At 67.7% G+C, this 25,051-nt stretch carries 23 protein-coding genes, 1 pseudogene and 2 riboswitches; of the genes and pseudogenes, 9 read left to right on the top strand and 15 right to left on the bottom strand.

The features are described 5' to 3' along the window. Positions 1–15: 15 nt before the first annotated feature. Both AU192_RS03015 and AU192_RS03010 read left to right on the top strand, forming a co-directional pair. Complete coding sequence (locus AU192_RS03015) at positions 16–873, top strand: bifunctional methylenetetrahydrofolate dehydrogenase/methenyltetrahydrofolate cyclohydrolase (RefSeq protein ID WP_064394250.1); 858 nt, start codon at positions 16–18, stop codon at positions 871–873. After that, the gene (locus AU192_RS03010; protein ID WP_064394249.1) at positions 870–1,163 is read left to right on the top strand and encodes a DUF3017 domain-containing protein; all 294 of its coding nucleotides are present in this window, start codon (positions 870–872) and stop codon (positions 1,161–1,163) included. The genes AU192_RS03015 and AU192_RS03010 overlap by 4 nt, the downstream gene beginning before the upstream one ends. A gap of 78 nt (positions 1,164–1,241) precedes the next feature. On the opposite strand, the gene AU192_RS03005 is transcribed toward AU192_RS03010, so the two are convergent. From AU192_RS03005 to AU192_RS02995, 3 genes are read right to left on the bottom strand one after another with little or no spacing between them, the layout of a single operon-like run. Then, on the bottom strand, positions 1,242–1,973 hold the full coding sequence (locus AU192_RS03005; protein ID WP_165593259.1) for a class I SAM-dependent methyltransferase: 732 nt from the start codon (positions 1,971–1,973) through the stop codon (positions 1,242–1,244). After that, positions 1,970–3,103: a homoserine O-acetyltransferase MetX gene (gene metX, locus AU192_RS03000; RefSeq protein WP_064394247.1), complete on the bottom strand. Its 1,134-nt coding sequence runs from the start codon at positions 3,101–3,103 to the stop codon at positions 1,970–1,972. Before metX ends, AU192_RS03005 begins: the two co-directional genes overlap by 4 nt. Beyond that, positions 3,103–4,452 (bottom strand): bifunctional o-acetylhomoserine/o-acetylserine sulfhydrylase, encoded by a 1,350-nt coding sequence (locus AU192_RS02995; RefSeq protein ID WP_064394246.1) that lies wholly within the window; start codon positions 4,450–4,452, stop codon positions 3,103–3,105. Before AU192_RS02995 ends, metX begins: the two co-directional genes overlap by 1 nt. A gap of 101 nt (positions 4,453–4,553) precedes the next feature. Then, positions 4,554–4,676: riboswitch (SAM riboswitch) on the bottom strand. 185 nt (positions 4,677–4,861) lie between these two features. Here AU192_RS02995 and AU192_RS02990 point away from each other — a divergent pair. Next, positions 4,862–7,117 (top strand): NADP-dependent isocitrate dehydrogenase, encoded by a 2,256-nt coding sequence (locus AU192_RS02990; RefSeq protein ID WP_064394245.1) that lies wholly within the window; start codon positions 4,862–4,864, stop codon positions 7,115–7,117. On the opposite strand, the gene AU192_RS02985 is transcribed toward AU192_RS02990, so the two are convergent. Continuing rightward, entirely contained in the window at positions 7,114–7,947 is an 834-nt protein-coding gene (locus AU192_RS02985; RefSeq protein ID WP_064394244.1) for an alpha/beta fold hydrolase, read from the bottom strand. The two genes, AU192_RS02990 and AU192_RS02985, sit on opposite strands and share 4 nt — an antisense overlap. A gap of 69 nt (positions 7,948–8,016) precedes the next feature. On the opposite strand from AU192_RS02985, the gene AU192_RS02980 reads away from it, so the two are divergent. Genes AU192_RS02980 through yhjD form a run of 3 tightly spaced genes read left to right on the top strand, consistent with a single transcriptional unit; the run spans position 8,017 to position 10,898 of the window. Next, positions 8,017–8,832: an exodeoxyribonuclease III gene (locus AU192_RS02980; protein ID WP_064394322.1), complete on the top strand. Its 816-nt coding sequence runs from the start codon at positions 8,017–8,019 to the stop codon at positions 8,830–8,832. After that, positions 8,829–9,845, top strand: coding sequence for a tryptophan--tRNA ligase (trpS, locus tag AU192_RS02975; protein ID WP_064394243.1), 1,017 nt, complete (start codon positions 8,829–8,831; stop codon positions 9,843–9,845). The genes AU192_RS02980 and trpS overlap by 4 nt, the downstream gene beginning before the upstream one ends. Before the next feature lie 15 nt (positions 9,846–9,860). Continuing rightward, positions 9,861–10,898 carry an inner membrane protein YhjD gene (gene yhjD, locus AU192_RS02970; protein ID WP_064394242.1) on the top strand — a complete coding sequence of 346 codons (1,038 nt, stop codon included), beginning with the start codon at positions 9,861–9,863 and terminating at the stop codon, positions 10,896–10,898. On the opposite strand, the gene AU192_RS02965 is transcribed toward yhjD, so the two are convergent. After that, on the bottom strand, positions 10,892–11,215 hold the full coding sequence (locus tag AU192_RS02965; RefSeq protein ID WP_064394241.1) for a DMT family transporter: 324 nt from the start codon (positions 11,213–11,215) through the stop codon (positions 10,892–10,894). The genes yhjD and AU192_RS02965 overlap by 7 nt on opposite strands. A 14-nt stretch (positions 11,216–11,229) precedes the next feature. After that, positions 11,230–11,293, bottom strand: a riboswitch (guanidine-III (ykkC-III) riboswitch). A 59-nt stretch (positions 11,294–11,352) separates the two neighbouring features. On the opposite strand from AU192_RS02965, the gene AU192_RS02960 reads away from it, so the two are divergent. After that, positions 11,353–12,273, top strand: coding sequence for an NAD(P)H-dependent flavin oxidoreductase (locus tag AU192_RS02960; protein WP_207544902.1), 921 nt, complete (start codon positions 11,353–11,355; stop codon positions 12,271–12,273). Here the strand turns inward: AU192_RS02960 and AU192_RS02955 are convergent. From AU192_RS02955 to AU192_RS02940, 4 genes are all read right to left on the bottom strand, one after another. Beyond that, positions 12,270–13,493, bottom strand: a complete 1,224-nt coding sequence (locus tag AU192_RS02955) for a D-alanyl-D-alanine carboxypeptidase family protein (RefSeq protein WP_064394239.1) — start codon at positions 13,491–13,493, stop codon at positions 12,270–12,272. The genes AU192_RS02960 and AU192_RS02955 overlap by 4 nt on opposite strands. Before the next feature lie 81 nt (positions 13,494–13,574). After that, complete coding sequence (locus AU192_RS02950) at positions 13,575–14,597, bottom strand: SMP-30/gluconolactonase/LRE family protein (protein ID WP_064394238.1); 1,023 nt, start codon at positions 14,595–14,597, stop codon at positions 13,575–13,577. Positions 14,598–14,690: 93 nt separating this feature from the next. Further along, positions 14,691–16,076, bottom strand: coding sequence for an aspartate aminotransferase family protein (locus AU192_RS02945; RefSeq protein WP_064394237.1), 1,386 nt, complete (start codon positions 16,074–16,076; stop codon positions 14,691–14,693). Continuing rightward, positions 16,073–16,594 (bottom strand): Lrp/AsnC family transcriptional regulator, encoded by a 522-nt coding sequence (locus AU192_RS02940; RefSeq protein ID WP_064394236.1) that lies wholly within the window; start codon positions 16,592–16,594, stop codon positions 16,073–16,075. The genes AU192_RS02945 and AU192_RS02940 overlap by 4 nt, the downstream gene beginning before the upstream one ends. Before the next feature lie 134 nt (positions 16,595–16,728). Between AU192_RS02940 and AU192_RS02935 the strand changes: the two genes are divergently transcribed. Continuing rightward, positions 16,729–18,225 (top strand): gamma-aminobutyraldehyde dehydrogenase, encoded by a 1,497-nt coding sequence (locus AU192_RS02935; protein WP_082694892.1) that lies wholly within the window; start codon positions 16,729–16,731, stop codon positions 18,223–18,225. Here the strand turns inward: AU192_RS02935 and AU192_RS02930 are convergent. Beyond that, positions 18,222–19,325: a PrsW family intramembrane metalloprotease gene (locus AU192_RS02930; protein ID WP_064394234.1), complete on the bottom strand. Its 1,104-nt coding sequence runs from the start codon at positions 19,323–19,325 to the stop codon at positions 18,222–18,224. The two genes, AU192_RS02935 and AU192_RS02930, sit on opposite strands and share 4 nt — an antisense overlap. Further along, a complete protein-coding gene (locus AU192_RS02925) occupies positions 19,322–19,843 on the bottom strand; it encodes a hypothetical protein (protein WP_064394233.1) in 522 nt (173 codons plus the stop codon). The genes AU192_RS02930 and AU192_RS02925 overlap by 4 nt, the downstream gene beginning before the upstream one ends. A 110-nt stretch (positions 19,844–19,953) precedes the next feature. Between AU192_RS02925 and AU192_RS02920 the strand changes: the two genes are divergently transcribed. Continuing rightward, on the top strand, positions 19,954–20,862 hold the full coding sequence (locus AU192_RS02920; protein ID WP_064394232.1) for a sigma-70 family RNA polymerase sigma factor: 909 nt from the start codon (positions 19,954–19,956) through the stop codon (positions 20,860–20,862). On the opposite strand, the pseudogene AU192_RS02915 reads toward AU192_RS02920, so the two are convergent. The 4 genes and pseudogenes from AU192_RS02915 to sdhA all read right to left on the bottom strand — a co-directional run. After that, positions 20,831–21,475, bottom strand: a pseudogene (locus tag AU192_RS02915) (carboxymuconolactone decarboxylase family protein); the annotation flags it as partial. The gene AU192_RS02920 and the pseudogene AU192_RS02915 overlap by 32 nt on opposite strands. A gap of 19 nt (positions 21,476–21,494) precedes the next feature. Beyond that, positions 21,495–22,325: an alpha/beta hydrolase gene (locus tag AU192_RS02910; RefSeq protein WP_064394321.1), complete on the bottom strand. Its 831-nt coding sequence runs from the start codon at positions 22,323–22,325 to the stop codon at positions 21,495–21,497. Positions 22,326–22,500: 175 nt separating this feature from the next. Further along, positions 22,501–23,292 carry a succinate dehydrogenase iron-sulfur subunit gene (locus AU192_RS02905; RefSeq protein WP_064394230.1) on the bottom strand — a complete coding sequence of 264 codons (792 nt, stop codon included), beginning with the start codon at positions 23,290–23,292 and terminating at the stop codon, positions 22,501–22,503. Next, positions 23,292–25,046: a succinate dehydrogenase flavoprotein subunit gene (sdhA, locus tag AU192_RS02900; RefSeq protein ID WP_064394229.1), complete on the bottom strand. Its 1,755-nt coding sequence runs from the start codon at positions 25,044–25,046 to the stop codon at positions 23,292–23,294. The genes AU192_RS02905 and sdhA overlap by 1 nt, the downstream gene beginning before the upstream one ends. Positions 25,047–25,051: the final 5 nt, after the last annotated feature.

Genomic DNA, 25,051 nt, shown 5'->3' with positions numbered 1-25,051 from the left:
GCCAGACTGTGACCCGTGGGTGCGATCACACTGGACGGCAAGGCCACGCGCGACGAGATCTTCGTCGACCTCACCGAACGGGTCGCGGCGCTGACCGCGGCGGGACGTACGCCGGGGTTGGGCACGGTGCTCGTCGGCGACGACCCCGGGTCTCAGGCCTACGTGCGCGGTAAGCACTCCGACTGCGCGAAGGTCGGCATCAACTCGATCCGCCGCGACCTGCCTGCCGACATCAGCCAGGCCACGCTCGACGAGACGATCGACGAGCTCAACGCCAACCCCGAGTGCACCGGTTACATCGTGCAGTTGCCGCTGCCCAAGCACCTCAACGAGAACGCCGCCCTGGAGCGCGTCGACCCGGGCAAGGACGCAGACGGTCTGCATCCGACGAACCTCGGCAGGCTGGTTCTCAACGAACCGGCACCGCTGCCGTGCACCCCGCGCGGGATCGTGCACCTGCTGCGCCGCTACGAGGTGGAGATCGCCGGCGCGCAGGTCGTCGTCATCGGCCGCGGTGTGACGGTCGGTCGCCCGCTCGGACTGCTGCTGACCCGTCGTTCGGAGAACGCGACGGTGACGTTGTGCCACACCGCGACTCGCCATCTCCCGGAGCTGGCCCGAGAGGCTGACATCATCATCGCCGCGGCGGGCATGCCGCATATGGTGACCGCCGAGATGGTGCGACCCGGCGCGGCGGTCGTCGACGTCGGGGTCAGCCGCGACGAGAACGGCAAGCTCGTCGGTGACGTCCACCCCGACGTCTGGGACGTCGCAGGCCACGTCTCGCCTAATCCGGGTGGCGTTGGCCCGCTGACGCGGGCGTTCCTTCTGACGAACGTGGTCGAGCGCGCGGAGGCACTGGCGGCGACGTGACGCCAAAGGAGTTCGCGCGCAAGGTTTTCGCGAGTCAGTGGCCGTTCTGGTCGGTCGGGCTGATCTTCGCCGCCGCGTTCGTCCTGGTGGTCGCGGGATATTGGCGACGCGGCGCGCTGGTGATGGCGATCGGGGTCGGGGTGGCTGCCGCGCTGCGGCTGATGTTGAGCGACGAACGGGCGGGGCTGCTGGCGGTTCGCAGCCGAGGTGTCGATTTCGTCACCACCGCGACCGTCAGCGCGACGATGCTCTATGTCGCCTGGACCATCGACCCGCTGGGCACCAGCTAACGCTGCAATCGCCGAGACTTACGATTTGGCGGGTTTTCCTCGACCATTTCCGCCAATACGTCGATCTCGGCGCGGCTGTCAGGCCAGCGTCGCCCGGATGCACACCGTGACGTACGGCAGCGCCAGCCCGGTGGAGTTGGCCAGCGCCGGGTGGGTCGCCAACAGCTCGCGCACGCGGTCCAGCGTCCTGGTGCGCACCTGCTCCGGTGAGGTGATGCAGTAGCTGCGGGACGCCACGAGGTCGATAAGCGCCTGGGGGGTCAGGTAACTGGTCCACTCGACCTGATGACGTTGCACATCGGTGAACGGTTCGGGCAGCGACACGGTGTTGCTGAACGGATCGTGTTCGTGACCGATGATCCGGCCGAGGTCTTTGACCCAACCGAGCCGCTCGTCGCGGGTGTTCCACACCAGGCCCAGCCGACCGCCGGGGCGCAGCACGCGGGCGACCTCCTTGACCGCGATCTCGGGATCGAACCAGTGCCAGGCCTGGGCCACCAGCACGGCGTCCACGCTGTCGTCGGGCAGCGGGATCTCCTCGGCCGTGCCGAGCAGCGCGGGCGTCTCGGGAAGCGAACGACTCAGCAGGTCAAGCATTTCGGGAATCGGATCGACGGCGACGACGTCGAGGCCGCGCTCGACGAGGCGCGTGGTCAACTTGCCCGTGCCCGCGCCGAGGTCGAGCACCTTGGCGGCGGCCGACGGCAGCAGCCAGTCGATCGCCTCGGGCGGATACGACGGCCTACCGCGTTCGTAGGCTGCGGCTTCCGCGCCGAACGACAGCGAGCGATCCTGTTCCAGCCCGCTCACCGAGATGCCAGCTCCAGCGTCCGGCGGATGAGCTTGTAGACCGCGTCGGTCTCCACCAGGAAGCCGTCATGCCCGTAGATCGACTCGACGACATCGAGTCCGGCGCAGCCGGGCAGCAATTCGGCCAGCTCCTCCTGCAGCCGAAGCGGGTAGAGCCGGTCGGAGGTGATGCCGCCGACCACGGCAGGCACACCACAGCCACGCAGCGCGGCCTCGACGCCCCCGCGGTTCCGTCCGACGTCATGGCTGGACAGCGCCTCGGTGAGGGCCACATAAGTGCCCGCATCGAACCGCGACACCAGCTTTCGGCCCTGATGCTCCAGATAGCTCTGCACGGCGTAGCGGCCGCCGACGCCGGGGTCCTCGTCGTCCTGCGGATCGTTGGCGAACCGGGTGTCGAGCTCGAGTTCGCCGCGATAGGTCAGGTGGGCGAACCGGCGGGCGATCTCCATGCCGAGGTCGGGGGACAGCCCCGTGCCGTAGTAGTCGCCGTTCTGCCAGTTCGGGTCGGCCTTGATCGCGGCGACCTGCGAGCTCTGCGTGCCGATCTGGTCTGCGGTGGCACGCGCGCCGACGGCCAGCACCAGCCCCGCGCGCACCCTGTCGGGGTGGCCGACCATCCACTCCAGTGCGCGGGCGCCGCCCAACGAGCCGCCCATTACCGCCGCGACCTCGGTGATCCCGAACGCCTCCAACGCGGCGATGTCGGCGCGCACCTGGTCGCGGACGGACACGACCGGGAAACGCGAACCCCACGCCTTGCCGTCGGGATGCGGTGAGCTCGGGCCGGTCGAGCCGCGGCACCCGCCGAGCACGTTGGTGGCCACCGCGCACCAGCGGTCGGTGTCGATGGGTCCGCCGGGACCGGCGACGCCGTCCCACCAGCCGGGGGTCGGGTGGTCGGGCCCTGCCGGACCGGTGATGTGGGAGTCGCCGGTCAGCGCGTGCAGCACCACGACGACGTTGTCGCGCTCGGGCGACAGCTTGCCCCAGCGCTGCACGGCGATCGACACGTCGTCGATGACCGCGCCGTTCTCCAGGGTCAGCGGGCCGATGTCGACCACGCCGATCTCGCCTTCCGCGGGCAGATTCAGGAGCGGCACCTCGACTTCCAGGTCGGAGAGGGTCATCAGAACGCCGCCGTGGCGTTCGGATCGGACTTGCCTGCGGAGCTGAACGGCTTGGCGGCGGCGAAGCCCCGCTCCAGATCGGCCAGGATGTCGTCGATGCCCTCGATGCCGACCGCCAGGCGCACCAACCCGGGCGTGACGCCGGTGGCCAACTGCTCCTCCGGCGCCAACTGCGCGTGTGTGGTGGACGCCGGGTGGATCACCAGCGACCGCACGTCGCCGATGTTTGCGACATGGCTGTGCAGGGTCAGCGCGTTGACGAAGGCCTTTCCGGCGTCGACCCCGCCCGCCAGTTCGAAGGCGAGCACGGCGCCGGTCCCCTTGGGCGCCAGCTTCTTTCCGAGCTCGTACCACGGGGACGAGGGCAATCCGGCGTAGTTGACCGAGAGCACGTCGTCGTGCCCCTCGAGGTACTCGGCGACCTTCTGCGCGTTGGCGACGTGCCGCTCGACGCGCAGGCTCAGCGTCTCGATGCCCTGGGCCACCAGGAACGCGTTGAACGGCGACGCCGCGGAACCCAGGTCACGCAGAAGCTGCACCCGCGCCTTGAGCGCGTATGCGGGCGGGCCGAGTTCGGCGAACACCACACCGTGGTAGCTCGGGTCGGGCTCGGTGAAGCCGGGGAATCTGCCGTTGGTCCAGTCGAACGTGCCGCCGTCGACGATCACGCCGGCGATGGCGGTGCCGTGCCCGCCGAGGTACTTGGTGGCCGAGTGCACGACGATGTCGGCGCCGTGGGCCAGCGGCTGGATCAGGTACGGGGTGGCGATGGTGTTGTCGACGATCAGCGGGACGCCGGCGTCGTGGGCGACCGCCGCGACGTTGGGGATGTCGAGGATGTCGATCTTCGGGTTGGAGATCGACTCGGCGAAGAACGCTTTCGTGTTCGGCCGCACCGCGGCACGCCACGAGTCGAGGTCGTCGGGGTCCTCCACGAAACTGACCTCGATGCCGATCTTGGGGAACGTGTAGTGGAACAGGTTGTACGTGCCGCCGTAGAGCCGCGGGCTGGACACGATGTGGTCGCCGGTGTTGGCGATGTTGAGGATCGCGAGGTGTTCGGCGGCCTGACCGGAGGCCAGGAACAGCGCCGCCACACCACCCTCGAGCGCCGCGATGCGCTGCTCGACGGTGTCCTGGGTGGGGTTCATGATCCGCGTGTAGATGTTGCCGGGCTCGGCGAGGCCGAACAGCGCGGCGGCGTGATCGGTGCTGTCGAACGTGTACGACGTGGTCTGGTAGATCGGCAGCGCCCGGGCGTTGGTCGCGCTGTCGGGGGTCTGTCCGGCGTGGACCTGCTTGGTTTCGAACGCCCACCGCGCGGTCGGGTCATCGTGTTCGGTGCTCATAGCTTCTCCTGTTGTGAGGGGCCGATAAGGGGCTTTCACGCACTCAGCGGTAACTGCGCACGCCGGACCTCCGCTGTCTTCTCTGGGGGCCCGTCACAACGGACCCGCGCTTGCCGGTAACCGCTTGTCAGCGGGTACTCAACCTGGTCATCACCCGGGGCACCCCACCGCGGTTGGAGGGTTGCCGACCAGCAAGCCGGGGCTTGTCGCTGGCACTCATGACCGATGAGAAGCCTATCGCACGTCACCTGCGTCGTGCCAGCGAGGCATGCCGATGGCGGGCTACCCACCAGTAGCGGATCACAGTCCTGTCGGCGGACCCCCTGGCTCACACAGAGCGTCGGGTACGGCGCAATACTGGTAGTCGACTGACCGAGGCCTGACCGATTAGCGAGCCGGAGAACCCCACATGACTGCCGAGCAGCCGACCATCATCTACACGCTGACCGACGAGGCGCCGCTGCTGGCGACCTACGCGTTCCTGCCGATCATCCGCACCTTCACCGAACCGGCGGGCATCAACGTCGAGACCAGTGACATCTCGGTGGCCGCACGCATTCTCGCCGAGTTCTCCGACCGCCTGACCGACGAGCAGCGCGTGCCCGACAACCTGGCGCGGCTCGGGGAGCTCACCGAGAAGCCGGACACCAACATCATCAAGCTGCCCAACATCAGCGCCTCGGTGCCGCAGCTGCTGGCCGCGATCAAGGAGCTCAAGGCCAAGGGCTACGACCTTCCCGACTATCCCGGCGACCCCAAGAACGACGAGGAAGAAGAGATTCACGACCGGTACGCCAAGATTCTCGGCAGCGCGGTCAACCCTGTTCTGCGGCAGGGTAACTCGGATCGGCGCGCCCCCAAGGCGGTCAAGGAGTACGCGCGTCGGCATCCGCACAGCATGGGTGAGTGGTCGATGGCGTCGCGCACACACGTGGCGACCATGAAGACCGGCGACTTCTATCACGGCGAGAAGTCGATGACGCTGGACAAGGACCGCAAGGTCAAGATGGTGCTCGAGACAAAGAGCGGCGAGACGATCGTGCTCAAGCCGGAGGTGGCTCTCGACGACGGCGACATCATCGACAGCATGTTCATGAGCCGCAAGGCGCTCTGCGAATTCTTCGAAGAACAGATCGAGGATGCCTACAAGACCGGCGTGATGTTCTCGCTGCACGTCAAGGCCACGATGATGAAGGTGTCGCACCCGATCGTGTTCGGCCACGCGGTGAAGGTGTTCTACAAGGACGCGTTCGCCAAGCACCAGAAGGTGCTCGACGAACTCGGCGTGAACGTCAACAACGGCATGTCCGATCTCTACGACAAGATCCAGGCGCTGCCCGCCTCGCAGCGCGAGGAGATCGTCCAGGACATCCACGCCGTGCACGAGCACCGCCCGGAACTGGCGATGGTGGATTCGGCCCGCGGCATCACAAACTTCCACTCGCCGAGCGACGTGATCGTCGACGCGTCGATGCCCGCGATGATCCGTCTCGGCGGCAAGATGTACGGCGCCGACGGGCGGACCAAGGACACCAAGGCGGTCAACCCCGAGTCCACGTTCAGCCGGATCTACCAGGAGATGGTCAACTTCTGTAAGACCCACGGGCAGTTCGATCCGACGACCATCGGCACCGTGCCCAACGTGGGGCTGATGGCGCAGAAAGCCGAGGAGTACGGCAGCCACGACAAGACGTTCGAGATCCCCGAGGACGGCGTCGCCAACATCGTCGACGTCGACACCGGCGAGGTGCTGATGACCCAGAATGTCGAGACCGGCGACATCTGGCGCATGCCGGTGGTCAAGGACGCCGCGATCCGCGACTGGGTGAAGCTGGCCGTGACGAGGGCCAGGGCCGCCGACATGACCGCGCTGTTCTGGCTCGACACCGAGCGTCCGCACGAGGTGGAGCTGCGCAAGAAGGTCAAGGAGTACCTCAAGGACCACGACACCGAGGGCCTCCACATCCAGATCATGCCGCAGGTGTGGGCCATGCGGTACACCCTGGAACGGTTGATCCGCGGCCAGGACACCATCGCCGTGACCGGAAACATCCTGCGCGACTACCTGACTGACCTCTTCCCGATCCTGGAGCTGGGCACCAGCGCGAAGATGCTGTCGATCGTGCCGCTGATGGCCGGCGGCGGGATGTACGAAACCGGCGCCGGTGGCTCCGCGCCCAAGCACGTCCACCAGCTGGTCGAGGAGAACCACCTGCGCTGGGATTCGCTCGGCGAATACCTCGCTTTGGGAGCATGTTTCGAAGACATCGGGCGCAAGACCGAAAACAAGCGGGCTGTTCTGCTGGGTAAGACGCTGGACTCGGCCATCGGAAAACTGTTGGACAACAACAAGAGCCCGTCACGCAAGACCGGTGAGCTCGACAACAGGGGCAGCCAGTACTACCTCGCGATGTACTGGGCGCAGGAGCTGGCCGAGCAGACCGACGACAAGGAGCTCGCCCACCACTTCGCCGATCTCGCAAAGTCGCTGGCCGACAACGAGGATGCGATCGTCAACGAACTCGTCGAGGTGCAGGGCGACTCGGTCGACATCGGCGGGTACTACTACCCGGACCCGGAGAAGACCACCGCGGTGATGCGTCCCAGCAAGACGTTGAACTCGGTGCTGGAGGGCGCGACGAGCGAGCCGGTGACGAAGCTCTAACCGCCGAGTGCCTCACGCGGCTCGGCGGCGTGGCCGTCGACGAAGGCGACGATCAGGTCGGCCACACGCTGGGGCGCTTCGTACATCGGGATGTGGCCGACGTCGTCGAGATGCGTGACCTGCGTGCTCGACGGCAGCTGCTGGGTGAAGTGGCGGGTGAACCGCGGATGCGGCAGCACCCGGTCCTTCTCGCAGATCACCAGGTGGGTGGGGCACGCGCTTTCGGCCAGTTCCATCAGGCCCGGGGTCAGCAGCGACTTCACCAGCAGCTGGTAGTAGGCCGGGCAGTGGGTGACGTCGTCGATGATGTCGACGAGGTCGTCGTCGGACAACCGGTCCGGCGTGGCGCTGATCGGAAAGTGCGCCAGCCAGCGCGTGAACGGCAGCTTCAAAACGCGTTGCCGGAACGCCAGCGTGAACACCCACACCGGGAAGCCGGCCAGGAACTTGCCGACGATCTCGAATTTCGCCGGGGTGAACTTGCTCCAACCGCCCGCCGGTGCGATCCCGGTCAGCGTGCGGGCCCGGCCGCGGCGCTCCAACTCGAAGGCCACCCAGCCGCCCAGCGAGTTGCCGACGATGTGCGCGGTGTCCCAGCCCAGCGCGTCCATTCTGCGTTCGACGTCGTCGGCCAGCTCGGCGGTGTCCAGGAACCGGTGCCCCTTCACCCCGCCGTTGTGCCCGGGCATCGTCGGGGCCAGCACCTCGTAGCGGCCGGTGTCGGCGATGAGCGGGGCGACCTTCTTCCACACGTTCTGCGACATCATGAACGGGTGTAGGAGGACGATGGGCTCGCCTGAGCCGACGTGGATCGGTGCGCGCTCGGTCATCAGCCCGACAGTAAAGGTGATACCGGCGGTACCGCAAGTGCGTCGGTATGGTCTGCCGCTGTGACCTCGCTGATCGTCAGCACCATCAACGTCAACGGCATCCGCGCCGCGGTCAAAGAGCGCTCACCGCTGAACCGCGGCGTGCTGCCGTGGCTGGCGTCGACCACCGCCGACGTGATCTGCCTGCAGGAAACCCGCGCCGACGATGGCCAGCTGACCGCCGCATTGGCGCCCGCCCTGGATGACGGGTGGCGCCTCGCGTCGGCCGAACCGCATATCAAGGGCCGCAGCGGCGTGGCCGTGCTGTCGCGCCACCCGATCTCGGCGTCGCGGCTGCTCGAGTCCGACGAGTTCGGCGGGCACGGCCGCTATCTGGAGGTCGACACCGCCGGGGTGACGGTCGCGAGCGTCTACGTCCAGACCGGCGAGGCAGAGACGGACCGCCAGCTGGAGAAGGAACGGTTCATGGCCGAGCTCGCCGCGCGGATGGCGACGCTGACCGACCGCGAGGCCGTCGTATGCGGCGACTGGAACATCGCTCACACCGAGAACGACATCAAGAACTGGAAGGGGAACCTCAAGAAGTCCGGGTTCCTGCCGGGTGAGCGACAGTGGCTCACCGAACTGCTCGCCTCGGGTTGGGTGGACGTGGTTCGCGAGTTGCACCCCGACCAGCCGGGTCCGTATGCGTGGTGGTCGTGGCGGGGCCGCGCCTTCGACAACGACGCCGGCTGGCGCATCGACTACCAGTTGGCCACCAAGGCGTTGGCGGAGCGGGCCGTCGCCGCCCGGGTGGAGCGCGCCGAGGCGTATGCGCTGCGCTGGTCGGACCACGCGCCGGTGACGGTCGAATACCGGTCGCGTGAAATGATCGGGCGATCATGAGCAGTTCGCCGAAACCCGTCGTCTTCTCCGGGGTCCAACCGACCTCCGATTCTCTGCACCTCGGCAATGCACTGGGAGCGATCCAGCAGTGGGTCGGCCTCCAGGACGACCATGACGCGTTCTTCTGCGTGGTGGACCTGCACGCGATCACGATCCCGCAGGACCCCGAGCGGCTGAGGCGGCGCACGCTGGTCACCGCCGCGCAGTACCTCGCGCTGGGCATCGACCCGGCCCGGGCCACGATCTTCGTGCAGAGCCACGTTCCCGCGCACGCCGAATTGGCCTGGGTGCTCGGCTGTTTCACCGGTTTCGGGCAGGCATCGCGGATGACGCAGTTCAAGGACAAGTCGCAGAAGGAGGGCAGCGAGGCCACCACCGTGGGGTTGTTCACCTATCCGGTGCTGATGGCCGCCGATGTGCTGTTGTACGACACCGAGCTCGTCCCGGTTGGGGAGGATCAACGCCAACATCTGGAGCTGGCACGCGATGTGGCGCAACGGGTCAACTCCCGCTTCCCGGACACCTTCGTCATCCCCGAGCCGATGATCCCGAAGGCGACGGCCAAGATTTACGACCTGCAGGACCCGACGTCCAAGATGAGCAAATCCGCGGGAACCGAGGCAGGCCTGATCGGCCTGCTCGACGAGCCGAAGGCCTCGGCCAAAAAGATCCGCTCGGCCGTCACCGACAGCGAACGCGAGGTGCGTTACGACCTCGACGCCAAACCCGGCGTCTCGAACCTGCTGACCATTCAGTCTGCGGTCACCGGCACCGACATCGACAAGCTCGTCGACGGTTACGCGGGACGCGGATACGGCGACCTCAAAGCCGACACCGCCGAAGCCGTCGTCGAGTTCGTGACACCGATCAAGGCCAGGGTCGACGAACTGCTCGCCGATCCGGCCGAGTTGGAATCGATTCTGGCGGCGGGGGCCGAAAGGGCCCGCGACGTGTCTGCGACGACGCTGCGGCGGGTATATGACCGGTTGGGGTTTCTGCGGCCGGGGGGCTGACGTGGGGAGGCTGGCGTGACACCTCCGGGGGAGCCGGAAGAGAAGCGGGGCTTCGTCGACCGCCTGCGCGCGCGGCACGAATGGTTCGACCACGTCATGCGGGCGCAGGAGCGCTACAAGGACAGCAAGGGTGACTTCTACGCGGCAGGCATCACCTACTTCACGGTCTTCGCGATGTTCCCGCTGTTGATGGTCGGCTTCGCCGTCGGCGGTTTCATCCTGGTCAGGCAGCCCGAACTGCTCGCCGAGATCCAGGATCGGATCAGGGCGTCGGTGTCCGGCGACGTCGCCACACAACTCGTGGAGCTGATGGACTCCGCGATCGAGTCCCGCACCTCGGTCGGCATCATCGGGCTGGCCACCGCGGCATGGGCCGGGCTCGGCTGGATGGCCAATCTGCGCGAGGCGCTGAGCCAGATGTGGGGCCTGATGCGACGCGACACCCCCGGCTTCGTGCGCACGAAGCTGTCGGATCTGACGGCCATCGCCGGCTTGTTCCTGGCGATCGCGGCCACCATCGCGCTGACCGTGGTGAGCAGCTCCGGGCTGGCCCGCAAGGCCGTCGAATGGGTTGGGCTGGGCGATGTTCCGGGCATGAGCATTCTGCTGCGGGTGATCTCGCTGGCCATCTCGGTGCTGATCAGTTGGCTGCTGTTCACCTGGATCATCGCGCGGTTGCCCCGCGAGTCGATCAGCTTCAGTTCGGCGATGCGGGCCGGGGTGCTCGCGGCGGTGGCGTTCGAGGTCTTCAAACAGGTGGCGTCGATCTACTTACGTTCGGTGGTGACCGGCCCGGCCGGAGCGACGTTCGGTCCGGTGCTCGGCCTGATGGTGTTCGCCTACATCACCGCCCGGCTCATCCTCTTCGCCACGGCGTGGGCGGCGACGTCGATCGAGAACATGGAGGCCGCACCGCTCCCGCCGCCCGGGCTCGTGCAGATCACCCCCCGGGTGCAGGTGCACGAGGGTGTCGGCGTCGGCGGCGTGCTGGCGGCCGTGGCGGCGGGAGCGGTTGGCGCGTTGGGAATTTCGCGACTGCGACGGCGTCAGTGACCCTGGCTGACCAGCTGCAGGCCGACCACGCAACCGACGATGCCGAGCAGCAGTGCCACCTTGATCGGTGATGCGCTCTCCTCGCCGGTGGCCAGCGCATAGACGACGGTGAGCGCGGCGCCCACGCCCACCCACACCGCATAACCGGTGCCGACGGGCAGATCCCGCAATGCGATACCCAGACCGCCCATCGAGATGATCAGTGCCACAACGAAAACCGCTATCGGAATCGGCCGGCTGAAACCTTGCGACTTGCTCAGTGCGACGGCCCACACGGCTTCGAACGCACCCGACACGATGAGGATGACCCAGGGCATGAAGCAACACCTCCGAAACGCCGTCTTGTCGCTGGCCGGGTACGGCGCCGCTCGTCCGGTGTCAACTGCTGACAGGGCCACCGTAGCAAAGCGGTAACGTCGCGTCCGTGCCCCTTGCGACGCCCTGGTCCCGCCGGATGGGACTCGACGCGCCGATCGTGAATGCGCCGATGGGCGGCACCGCGGGCGGCGTCCTGGCCGCAGCGGTGTCCCGGGCGGGCGGCCTCGGCATGATCGGCATGGGCAGTTCGGCCACCGCCGCGAAGTTGGCGGCCGAGCTCCCGCACGTATCGGCGCTCGAGCGTCCGTTCGGGATCGGGCTCGTGCACTGGGTGACGGCGGCCGAGCCCGAACTGTTGGAGGTCGCGCTCGCCGCGAAGCCCGCGCTGCTGGCCGTCAGCTTCGGCGACGACTGGTCCTGGGTGGGGCAGGCTCACGACGCCGGCGTACCGGTCGCCGCGCAAGTGGCCGATGTGACCGGCGCGCGACGGGCGGTCGACGCCGGTGTCGACGTGATCGTCGCGCGCGGGGCTGAGGGCGGCGGGCACGGCGAGCCGCGCATGGGCACTCTGCCGTTGCTCGCCGAGGTGCTCGACGCGGTGACGGTGCCCGTACTCGCCGCCGGTGGTATCGGCTCGGGCCGCGGCCTGGCCGCGGTGCTGGCCGCCGGAGCCTCGGGCGCCTGGCTGGGGACCGCATTCACGACCTGTACCGAAGCGACGACGTCCGATGGTGCGCGCCGGCAGCTGTTGCGCGCATCCGGCGACGATACGGAGACGACCCGCGTCTTCGACATCGCACTCGAGTATCCCTGGCCGGCAACGCTTCCCGAGCGGGTGCTCCGCAACGAATTCGTCGACCGCTTCGACGGTCGCGACGAACTCATCGATGCCGACGCCCGCGCCGAACTCGCCGCCGCTGCGGCCGCCGAGGACTACCGGGTGGCGCCCGTCAACGCCGGGCAGGGCGTCGGCATGGTCGCAGAATCGCGCTCCGCGGCGGAGGTGATCGAACGGCTCTGCGCCGATGCGGAACTGTTGTTGCGCCGCTGGTGCTAGTGCTGCGGGCGCCGGTTCAGCGACCGTGCGCCCATGATCAACGAGAACACGATCACGCTGCCGACCACCCCGACGCCGACCCGCACCGGCATCGCGTCGATGTCCGACATCATCGGGGCCGCGCTGACCGCGGGGTTGGTGCCATCGCCGTCCGGTTTGGTTCCCAGCAACGACGGGTCGGGCTCGATCAGTGTGCCGACGCTGGTGCCCGGCGCCGTCGCGAAGCCGTAATCGAGCAGATGCGCGGCTTGCTCCCACGGTGCGATCGGCTGGCGGGTGCCCTTGAGGAGCACCGCGACGAGCCGACGGCCGTCGCGGTCGGCGGCACCGACGAACGTCTGCCCGGCGTCGTCGGTGTAGCCGGTCTTACCACCCAACGCACCGGGGTAGTTGAGCAACAGCTTGTTGTCGTTCTCGATCGGGTAGCCGCCATCGCCGCGGCCGGGGAAGTCGAATGCGCGGGTCGACACGATGTCGCTGAAAACCGGGTTGCGCCAGGCATACCGGTAGAACAGGGCCATGTCGTAGGCCGAGGTGCTCATGCCGGGACCGTCGAGCCCGGACGGCGTGGCGACCCGGGTGTCGAGGCCGCCCAACTTGCGGGCCAGGTCGTTGAGCTTGTGCAGCGCGGCGTCCCAGCCACCCATCTGGCGAGCCAGTGCGAACGCGGCGTCGTTGCCCGAGTACATCAGCAGGCCATGCAGCAGGTCGTTGATCGAGTAGTGGCCGCCCTCGCCGACGCCGACCTTAGTGCCCTCCTGGGCGGCGTCCTCGGCGGTGCCGGGCACGACCTTGTGGAGCGGCAGTTCCTTGATCGCCTGCATGGCGGTCAACACTTTGACGATGCTGGCGGGCCGGTGCCTGCCGTGCGGATCCTTGGCCGCGATGACGTCACCGGAGTCGAGATCGGCCACCAGCCACGCCTCAGCGGAGATGTCGTTCGGTAGCGGCGGCGTGCCCGGCGCGGTGATGACCCCACAGCCGGAGAGCTTCTCACCGCCCATCGGCGTGGCCGGCACCGGCAGCGGTGCGGGCGGTGCCTGACCGGGCTTGGGGACCTCGGAGGCGTCGACCGCGGGTGGTGTCACCTCGCGGTACGGGCATGCGCTCGCCTCGGGGGCCGCCGGCGGCTGCGCGCTTGCCACGGCCGGTCCCGCGGCCACGAACAAGGCCGTGGCCAGTACGGCGGCGCGTTGCAGCGGAATTCGAAACTTCGCCATCGTGACCGCACATTAAGCCGCGAACGGGCTGATCGCGCGTAGGCGCGCTGTGACTGGTGTTACTTGAGTTTCATTTGTGACTTAGCGGAGCGACAGCGACGCGATGTCGACGTGCGCGACGGCGGGGAACCCGATGCTGCCCATCCACAGCCGGCCCTCGGACTCGACCAGACCGGTCACCATGCCGAACCGCGGATGCTCGCAGCGGATGCCCGCGACGACGTCACCGGTTTCCGGATCGAACGCCACCGCCCACACCTCGGGCTTGATCTGGGGCTGCAGCTTGTCGGGCAGCTTCCACAGCAGCTTGCGCATCGCGGGCCAGCGCGGCGCGAGCCATTCGGCGGCGGCGTTGAGCGGCGAGACCATCGCGCACCAGATGCGGCCGTCGGCGCCGGTGGACAGGTTGTCGGGATGGCCGGGCAGGTTCTTTCGAAGCGGGGTCACCGACCCGGCGCGCTCGCCGGTGAGCCAGAACTTCGACAACCCGCGCCCCATCGTCTCGGCGAAGACCAACGCCGACCCGTCGGCGGTGGGGGTCACGCCGTTGGCGAAATACAGCCCGGCGACCGCGGTGAGCACGGTGCCGTCGGCATCGCGCCGGAACAGGCTGCCGCGCGGGCGCGCCTCCATCACCGCACCCTTGAAATGGGCGTAGTCGAACGCGCTCGTCGACTCGGTGAAATAGATTGTGCCGTCCGGTGATTGGGTGACGTTGGAACAGAACATCAATCGCCGGTCGTCGACGTCAGCCACGAGCGTCTCCACCGTGCCGCTGGCCGGGTCGAGCGACAGCAGGCCGCCGGGACTGGTGCAGACCAGGATGCGGCCGTCGTGGGCGACGTGCATGCCCAGCGGCCGGCCCTCGGTCGTGGTGACGACGACCGGGTCCCCACCGCCGGGGGTGATGCGCAGGATGCGGCCGTCGTCGACGCCTGCCCAGATGGCGCCGTCGGCGTGGACGACCACGTCCTCGGGCGCGTTGCCCGGAAGCGGGATGACGGTCAGGTCGGCCGACGGCAGATCCGGAAGCGGATCGACGGGCGGCGGCTGCCAGCGGACGGGATCGATCGGCGGCTTGGGTTGGGTACGTTCGGAGGCCACGTCGCCCGACGCTACGCTCCCATTCGCCGCGAAATTGTGTTCCAGCAGGCAGTTACTCGTACTTTCGCTGCTGGAATGCAATTTCGCGCAAATTCAGATGCGGCGGCCGGCCTCGGCGAGCACATCGCGCATGATCTGGTAGATCGCGTCGAATTCCTTCTGGCCGCTGATCAGTGGCGGGGCCAACTGCACGACCGGATCGCCGCGGTCGTCGGCGCGGCAGTACAGGCCTGCCTCGAACAGCGCCGGGGTCAAGAAGCCGCGCAGCAACCGCTCGGACTCCTCGTCGCTGAAGGTCTCCTTGGTGGCCTTGTCCTTCACGAGTTCGATGCCGTAGAAGTAGCCCTCGCCGCGAACGTCACCGACGATCGGCAGGTCGTACAACTGCTCGAGGGTGGCCCGGAATCTCGGCGCGTTCTCCTTGACGTGGTCGTTGAGGCCCTCGCGCTCGAAGATGTCGAGGTTGGCCAGCGCCACCGCCGACGACACCGGATGCCCGCCGAACGTGTAGCCGTGCGCGAACGTGGTCTTGCCGTCGTTGAACGGCTCGAACAGCCGGTCGCTGGCGACCATCGCGCCGATCGGCGAGTAGCCGGACGTCAAACCCTTTGCGCAGGTGATGATGTCGGGCACGTAACCGAAATCGTCACAGGCGAACATCGACCCGATCCGGCCGTATGCGCAGATGACCTCGTCAGATACCAGCAGCACGTCGTACTCGTCGCAAATCTCCCGGACCCGCTCGAAATAGCCTGGTGGGGGCGGGAAGCAGCCACCCGCATTCTGCACCGGTTCGAGGAAGACGGCCGCGACGGTGTCGGGCCCCTCGAATTCAATGGCTTCGGCGATGCGGTCGGCGCAGTACTGCCCGAACGCCTTCTCGTCGTCCTGGTACGGCGCGGGGGCGCGGTAGAAGTTGGTGTTGGGCACCCGGAAACCGCCGGGCGTCAGCGGCTCGAACGGTGCCTTGAACACCGGCAACCCGGTGATGGCCAGCGCGCCCTGCGGGGTGCCGTGGTAGGCGATGGACCGCGAAACCACCTTGTGCTTACCGGGTTTGCCGGTCAGCTTGAAGTAGTTCTTGGCCAGTTTCCACGCCGACTCGACGGCTTCGCCGCCGCCGGTGGTGAAAAACACCCGGTTCAGGTCGCCGGGCGCATAATTGGCGACCCGTTCGGCGAGTTCGATCGCGGTCGGCGTGGCGTAGGACCACAGCGGGAAGAACGCCAGCTGCTCGGCCTGTTTGGCAGCGGCCTCGGCCAATTCCTGGCGGCCGTGACCGACCTGTACGACGAAAAGCCCCGACAGCCCGTCGATGTAGCTCTTGCCGTTGCTGTCCCAGATCGTGATGCCCTCACCGCGGGTGATGATCGGCGGGGTGATACCGGCGCCGTGCCGGGCGAAGTGACCCCACAGGTGGCGGTTGGCTTTCGCGTCGAGCTCGGCCGAAACCTCCCGCGCGATATCGGTCGTAGTCATCTAGTGCCCCAATTATATTGCTGCTTAACAAGTTTCAAGTACACGAGGGTTTCGGTGGATATCACTCCCGGCAGGGCACGGATCTGGGTGTTGAGAAGGTCGAGCAGGTCGTCGTCGTCCTCGCAGACCACCTCGACGATGGCGTCGAAGGATCCGGCGGTGAGCACCACGTAGTCGACGGATTCGATGGCGGCCAGCTTCTCGGCGATCTTGGTGGTGTCGCCGGTGCAGCGGATGCCGATCATCGCCTGGCGCGCGAAGCCCAGCTGCATCGGATCGGTGACGGCGACGATCTGCATGACGCCGGCGTCGACCATGCGTTGCACCCGCTGCCGGACGGCGGCCTCCGACAGCCCGACCGACTTGCCGATGCCCGCATACGAGCGTCGTCCGTCCTGCTGCAGCTTCTCGATGATCTGCTTGCTCAGATCGTCGAGCTGGAACGCAGCACCGGGACGGGACTGGTTGAGTCGGAACGAAACGGGGCCGAGACCGTGCGTAGCACCCGGGGTAGGCATGCCAGTGATTGTGCACGGAATCCGTCGTCAGGGGCAACCACAGCCATGAATTCACTTGTTCGAGGCGCGTTCGGCTATGGGAAAGCGTAGGGGATTGCGTGGCTCGTGGCCGTCGGGTCCGTTAGCGTATGGCCATGACTGCGACATCTGTTTCCACCAGTGTGGCGGGCAGCTGGATCGACGGCGCCGCGGTGGCCACCGGTGGCGCTGCGTTCCACGTCGTCAACCCCGCAACCGGTGAGGCTGTGGCCGAGTACGCAGTGGCCACACCCGATGACGTGGACACCGCGGTGGCGTCTGCTCGAGGCGCGCTGTCCGAGTGGTCGGGCGCCACGCCGGCCGAGCGCTCGGCGGTGCTGTACAAACTGGCGCAGTTGGCCGGCGCGAGCACCGACGCCCTGGTCGCCGAGGAGGTCAGCCAGACCGGTAAGCCGGTGCGGTTGGCCGCCGAGTTCGACGTGCCCGGCAGCGTCGACAACATCGACTTCTTCGCAGGCGCGGCCCGTCACTTGGAGGGCAAGGCCAGCGCCGAGTACTCCGGCGACCACACCTCCAGCATCCGTCGCGAGGCCGTCGGCGTGGTCGCGACGATCACGCCGTGGAACTATCCGCTGCAGATGGCGGTGTGGAAGGTGTTGCCCGCGTTGGCCGCCGGCTGTTCGGTGGTGATCAAACCGTGTGAGCTGACGCCGTTGACCACGTTGACGCTCGCGCGCCTCGCCAAGGAGGCGGGTCTACCCGACGGCGTCTTCAACGTGGTCACCGGGTTGGGCGGCGACGTCGGCGCGGCGCTGGCCGGGCACCGCGACGTCGACGTCGTGACGTTCACCGGCTCGACGCCGGTGGGGCGCAAGGTGATGGCCGCGGCGGCGGTGCACGGCCACCGGGTGCAGCTCGAGCTCGGCGGTAAGGCACCGTTCGTGGTGTTCGACGACGCGGACCTCGACGCCGCCGTCCAGGGCGCTGCGGCCGCCGCATTGATCAACACCGGTCAGGACTGCACGGCCGCGACCCGGGCGATCATCGCGCGCGAGCTCTACGACGATTTCGTCGCGGGTGTCGGCGAGGTGTTCTCCAAGGTCGTCGTCGGCGATCCGCACGACCCGGACACCGATCTCGGACCGCTGATCTCGATGGCGCACCGGGCAAAAGTGGCAGGCATGGTCGAGCGCGCCCCCGGTCAGGGCGGGCGAATCGTCTGCGGCGGGTCGGCCCCGGACCGGCCGGGTTCGTTCTATCTACCGACCGTGATCGCCGACGTCGACGAGCGCTCGGAGGTGTATCGCGACGAAATCTTCGGGCCAGTTCTGACGGTGCGCTCGTTCACCGACGACGACGACGCGCTGCGGCAGGCCAACGACACAGACTACGGGCTGGCGGCATCGGCGTGGACGCGTGACGTGTACCGCGCGCAGCGGGCCTCGCGGGAGATCAAGGCCGGTTGTGTGTGGATCAACGACCACATCCCGATCATCAGCGAGATGCCGCACGGCGGTGTCGGCGCGTCAGGGTTCGGCAAGGACATGAGCGACTACTCGCTCGAGGAGTACCTCACGGTCAAGCACGTGATGAGCGACATCACCGGGGTGGCCGAAAAGGACTGGCACCGCACGGTGTTCACGAAGCGCTAACCGTGCTGAGCCACCGGCTCCGCGGACGTCGGCTCGGCGGTCCAAGATGCTTGTATCCGGTCGAGCGCGGCACGTTGTTGGGCCTTGACCGCCTTGGCGGCTGCGCGGCCACCGGCCTTTTTCGCCGCCTTTTTCAGGGCGCGGCGCCGGCGACGCGTCGGCAGCGAGTCCAGAAGGTCGTCGCGGATGCCGGAGAACTCGCCGCTGGCGCGGCCCGCTTGGATGCGGGCGACCACCCAGCGCCGCTCGTCACGCAGTAACAGGGCCGCGACGATCAGGAAGAACACCAGGCCGCCGAGTATCTTCAGCGGCATCGCCGCCACCGGACCCGGTGCGTTCCAGATGAAGTGCAGCAGTGGGCCGCTCAGCAGCAGTCCGCATGCGGTGGCCAGCCGCCGACCGGTCGGCCAGTGCGACGCGCTACGGAACGTCGGGAGCAACATCAGCACGCCGACCGACGTCAGCGCCGTGTAGGTCCAGTGCGCCGGCACGGCGGTGAAGAACCGCACGAGGAGATTGCCGCCCGCGCCGACCACATCCGAGTCGAGATCCTGCAGTGCACTGTTGGCGGCGTAAGACAGGTCCTCCATCAGGTCGAAACCGAAGCCGACGAACATCCCGAGCATCAGTGCGTGCGAAATCCGCTGCAGCACATGCCCGCACAGCACCAGCACCACCGCTGCGCACAACGCCTTGGACGCCTCTTCGATGATCGGCGCGGTGATCGAGGCCTGCCAGGCGGTCAACGTCTCCGGTGGGAGCACCAGACTCCACAGTTGGCCGAGCGCATCGTTGCCGATCATCGCCATCGCCACCGCTGTGGTGCCGCCCAGCGCGAACCCGGCCACGAGTGCCTGCGGATGACGCCGACCGCTGCGGAACGGGTCGAACCGGAAAATCAACCACACCATGAAGACGATGAACAGCAGCCACAGCCACGCCAGGTCGAGGTGGGCGTCGAGGGTGGCGCGGATGACGGACCAGGAGTCGTCGAGCAAGAGAAGCGTGCCGGCGATCAGGGCCACCACGAACACCCAGAACACCGCGGACTCAGGGCGGTACACCACAGGACGCGTTGCTTGCACGGTATCGCCGGTCACGGCTGGTCCCTTCTGATCGGTGCCACGACGACGTCCAGTGGCGGCGCGGGCTGGTCGGCGGTGCCGAGGGTCTGGACCCACACGATCACCTCGTCGTCGGCCAGAAACGCGCATTCGCCCAACCGGTCGCCGGCCACGAGTTCACACGCCTCACCGGTCAGGGTGCCGTCGGCGGTGGTGATGGTCTCGCCTGTCATCGCGGCGCTGGAACCGGTGACGCGGTCGGCCCGCATGAGCCGGCGTGCGACAGCATCCACGTCGCGCCCACCCCGGTCGAAGACCTGCACGATGACGAGCTCGTCCCCTGAGCGGTAGCCGATCCCGTTGCCGAACTCGCGGGCGTCCCAGCCGGACGGGCCGACGACGACGACCTGGTTGCCGTCCTCGCTGGCCACCTGCGCGGTCTCGGAGCCCGGCTGCCAGGCGTCGTCGTCGACCATGGCCGCCGCTGCCATCGGGATCCCCGGTACCGCAATCAGTCCCGCCGCCAGCAGCAGCGCTGCCCGAACCTGAATCAACCGCGTCCCCCTCCATAAGTCCGGGTATGTCGACAGCCGAACCTAGCAAGTGGAGTGCGGCGCCGCGGGCGCGCCACGCTGGAAGTATTGGCGCGGACTAGGCTGGCTGAATGACCGCCAGCGCGCGGGTCGACGAGTTCGAGGAGCTGCGGCCGCACCTGCTGTCCGTCGCCTACCGGCTCACGGGCACGATGGCCGACGCCGAGGACATCGTCCAGGACGCCTGGTTGCGCTGGAGCGCCGCCCACCACGAGTCGATCAAGGATCTGCGGGCCTGGCTCACGACGGTGGTCAGCCGATTGGGCCTGGACCGGCTTCGTTCGGCGGCGCATCGGCGTGAAACCTATGTCGGCCAATGGCTTCCGGAGCCGGTGGTCACCTCGCTGGACGGTGACGACCCGTTGGCGGCGGTGGTCGCCGGTGAAGACGCCCGGTTCGCGGCGATGGTGGTGCTCGAACGGCTCAACCCCGATCAGCGGGTGGCGTTCGTGCTGCACGACGGCTTCTCGGTGCCGTTCGGGGAGGTCGCCGACGTACTCGGTGTCAGTGCGGCGGCGGCGCGCCAGCTGGCCTCCCGGGCACGGCGTGCCGTCGCCGACGCGCCACCGCCGGTATCCGACGACACCCACAACGAGGTCGCCGGAGCGCTGATGGCAGCCCTCGCTGCGGGTGATATGGAAGCCGTTGTGGCACTGCTACATCCCGATGTCACCTTCACCGGTGACTCGAACCGCCGCGCGCCGACCGCGCCGCGCGTCATCCACGGCCCGGAGAAGGTGGCCCGGTTCCTGTTCGGGCTGGCCCGCCGCTATGGACCGGGCTGGCTCGAGACGGGTGTGCCCGCTTTGATCAACGGTCAGTTCGGCAGCTGGACTCCCGGGGCACCCGCCCACGACGGCTATGCGGAGATGATGCCGCGGGTCACCGCGATGACCGTGCGCGACGGCAAGGTCTGCGCGATATGGGATGTCGCCAACCCGGACAAGTTCACCGGCTCGCCGCTGAAGACTCATCGGTAACCCACGGGACCCGGCACGCATCGCCCGAACCGAAGCCCTGCTCGGTGATGCCCAGCGCCGAGTACATCCGTGCGCGCATGTTCTCCACGCCGATCTGATACGTCAGCTCGATGACGCCGTCGTCGCCGAACCGCTGGCAAAGGTCGTCGACCTGTTCGTCGGTGATCGTGTGCGGATCACCGGTCATCGCGTCGGCGTAAGCGATCGCGGCGCGCTCGTCGTCGGAGAACAGCGGCGACGTCGCGTATTCGTCGATGTGCTTGAGGCGGTCGACGTCGAGGCCGTCGAGGCGTTGCAGCATCGCGCCGAAATCCACACACCACGAGCATCCGACCGTCCGGGCGGCCCAGAACACCGCGAGCTCACGGACGCTGGTGGGCAGCTTCTTCGACCCGGACTGCAGCATGCCTTCGTGCACGACGTTGGCGATCATGAGCCGCGGATGGTGCGCGGCCACGGCGAACGGTTCGGGCACCTCGCCGAAGCGGCGCTTGGCCACCCGGTACAGGAGCTTGGTCAGCAGCGTCGCGCGCTGCGGGGGCAGGGGTTCGATACGTGATGTCGTCATACCTTGCAGACGAGACAGCCCGCCGAAGTGTGACCGCGCGCAGGAAATGAGCCCCGATTCGCGGTCAGGCCCGCGGAGCGGTCGCGTCACGCACGTGTTCTGCGAGCAGGCCGTACATGCGCCGCGTCACATCGGAGTTGTCGCTTCGGACGTTGTAGGCGTGGTCGACGCCGAGGACGTCGTGGTGGCGCACCAGCGAGCCCGCGGCGTCCAGCTCGGCGGCGTACCGGACGCCTTCGTCGCGGAGCAGGTCGAACTCGGTGGTGATGACCACCGCTGGGGCGATCCCGGCGAGGTGGTCGGCGTTGGACCCCCACACCGGCGAGGCGAGTCGGTGTTTGCGATCCTCGCGCCGCGGGATGTAGGCCGTATCGAAGACCTCGGCCATCCACGGTTTGAGAACGGCGTCGCGGCCCAGCGGGGAGTGCTTCTTCGCCGCCGGTGTCACCAGGTCCAGCACCGCATAATGCAGCACCTGCAACGCAATCGCCGGGCCGCCTTGCTCGAGGGCCATCCGGCTGATCGCGGCCGACAGGTTCCCCCCGGCGCTCTGTCCGCCCACGCACAACCGGCTGCCATCCCAGTCCCGTTCCTCGGCGGCGGCCCACCGCACCACGTCGAGCAACTGTTCGGCCGCGGTGGGAAACCGGTGACCGGGCGCGAGCACGTAGTCGGTGTTGACGACGACCACCCCGGCGTGCGCGGCCAGGTAGCGGCACCACGGATCGTCCTGCTCCTGGCGCCCGGCCACAAAACCACCGCCGTGGATGTTGACGTAGACGCCCGCACGTTCGGTCGCCGCGGCCGGCGGCCGGTAGATCGTCACCGCGGTGGGGCCGTGCCGGGTGCCGACGACGTCGGTGCTGGTATCACCCTCGATCTCGGGGAATCGCACGCCCGGCTTCGGTTCGGTGTTGAAGGCTCGGGCGAACAGGCGCGCCACGCCGTCGGCGACGGGCTGCCAGGACAGTATCGACACTGTGCTCCTCTTCGTTGCTGTAGTGGATACAACGGCGAAAGGAGCGTTCTGGTTCGCAGACCCGTGGAGTCGCAGCGCTCGCGGAAGGAGATCAGCGCGCGAACATCAGCGCGCGCTTGACCTCCTGGATGGCCTGCGTGACCTGGATGCCGCGCGGGCAGGACTCGGTGCAGTTGAACGTGGTTCGGCAGCGCCACACCCCGTCGACCTCGTTGAGGATGTCGAGCCGCTCGGCGGCGGCCTCATCGCGGCTGTCGAAGATGAAGCGGTGCGCGTTGACGATCGCGGCGGGACCGAAGTAGGACCCTTCGCTCCAGTAGATCGGGCAGCTCGTCGTGCAGCACGCACACAGGATGCACTTGGTGGTGTCGTCGTAGCGGGCCCGGTCGGTCTGGCTCTGAATACGTTCGCGCGTAGGGGGATTGCCGCTGGTGACCAGGTACGGCTTGATCGCGCGGTAGGCGTCGAAGAACGGCTCCATGTCCACGATCAGGTCCTTCTCCACGGGCAGTCCGCGGATCGGCTCGATGGTGATGGTGAGCTGCTTGTTGGGGTTCTTCGGCAGCATGTCGCGCATCAGCACCTTGCACGCCAGCCGGTTGACGCCGTTGATCCGCATCGCATCCGAACCGCACACGCCGTGCGCGCACGACCGTCGGAACGTCAGCGTGCCGTCCAGGTACCACTTCACGTAGTGCAGCAGATTGAGCAGCCGGTCGGTGGGCAGGCACGGAACGCGGAAGCTCTGCCAGCCATCCGAGTCGGCGTAGGCGTCGGGCTCTTCCGGATTGAACCGGGCGATCTTCAGCGTCACCATCACCGCGCCCTCCGGCACGGGCGGCAGTTCGGGATCCTTGGTCTCGACCTCAGGCGCGATTGTCATCAGTACTTCCGTTCCATCGGCTCATAGCGGGTCTGGACCACGGGTTTGTAGTCCAGCCGGATGTCGGACAGAAGGTCGGTGCCCTCCTTGTAGGCCATGGTGTGGCGCATGTAGTTGGTGTCATCGCGGTTGGGGTAGTCCTCGCGGGCATGGCCGCCACGGGACTCCTTGCGGTTCAACGCCCCGACCACGGTGACCTCGGCGAGCTCGAGCAGGAAGCCGAGCTCGATCGCTTCGAGCAGATCGCTGTTGTAGCGCTTGCCCTTGTCGTGCACCGTTATTCGCGAGTACCGCTCCTTGAGTGCGTGGATGTCGGTCAGCGCCTGCTTCAGCGTCTCCTCGGTGCGGAACACCGCGGCGTTGTTGTCCATCGACTGCTGCAGGGCGCCGCGGATGTCGGCGACGCGCTCGTTGCCGTGCTCGGAGAGGATGTCGCCGACCCAGTCGACCACCATGCCCGCCGGATTCTGCGGAAGCGGGACGTGGTCGTGTCCCAGTGCGTAATTGGCCGCGGCGATGCCGGCGCGCCGGCCGAACACGTTGATGTCCAGCAGCGAGTTGGTGCCCAGGCGGTTGGCGCCGTGGACGGACACGCACGCGCATTCACCCGCGGCGTAGAGGCCGGGAATGATCGTCGTGTTGTCGCGCAGCACCTGGCCGTTGACGTTGGTCGGGATGCCGCCCATCACGTAGTGGCACGTCGGGTAGACCGGCACCAACTCCTTGACCGGGTCGACGCCCAAATACGTGCGGGCGAACTCGGTGATGTCGGGCAGCTTGGCCTCGAGCACGTCCTCGCCGAGGTGGCGTACGTCGATGTAGACGTAGTCCTTGTTCGGCCCCGCGCCGCGGCCCTCGAGCACCTCGAGCACCATCGACCTGGCGACGATGTCGCGCGGGGCCAGGTCGACGATCGTCGGCGCGTAGCGCTCCATGAAGCGCTCGCCATCACCATTGAGCAACCGGCCGCCCTCACCGCGCACCGCCTCGGAGATCAGGATGCCGAGGCCGGCGAGGCCGGTCGGATGGAACTGGTGAAACTCCATGTCCTCCAAGGGAAGTCCCTTGCGGAAGACGATGCCGAGACCGTCCCCGGTCAACGTGTGCGCATTGGAGGTCGTCTTGTACATCCGCCCCGACCCGCCGGTGGCGAACACGATGGCCTTGGCGTGGAAGACGTGGATGTCACCGGTGGCCAGCTCATAGGCGATGACGCCGGTGGCCACGGGGCCGGACTGCGTCTCGGTGATCGAGATGTCCAGCGCGTAGAACTCGTTGAAGAACTCGACGTCGTGCTTGACGCAGTTTTGATACAGCGTCTGCAGGATCATGTGGCCGGTGCGGTCGGCGGCATAACAGGCCCGGCGCACGGGAGCCTTGCCGTGATCGCGGGTGTGCCCGCCGAAGCGGCGCTGGTCGATGCGGCCCTCGGGGGTGCGGTTGAACGGCATCCCCATCTTTTCGAGGTCCAGCACCGCGTCGATGGCTTCCTTGCACATGATCTCGACGGCGTCCTGGTCGGCGAGGTAGTCGCCGCCCTTGACGGTGTCGAAGGTGTGCCACTCCCAGTTGTCCTCTTCGACGTTGGCCAGCGCCGCGCACATCCCGCCCTGGGCCGCGCCGGTGTGGCTGCGCGTCGGGTACAGCTTGGTCAGGACCGCGGTGCGCGCTCGCGGTCCCGCCTCCACCGCCGCGCGCATACCGGCCCCGCCCGCACCGACGATGACGACGTCGTAGCGATGTTCCTGAATCATGTGTT

This window comes from Mycobacterium lehmannii (genome assembly GCF_001499925.1).
Taxonomy (GTDB): domain Bacteria; phylum Actinomycetota; class Actinomycetes; order Mycobacteriales; family Mycobacteriaceae; genus Mycobacterium; species Mycobacterium lehmannii.
Note: the sequence above shows the minus strand (reverse complement) of the source record. Positions and strands in the feature narration are given on the sequence as shown.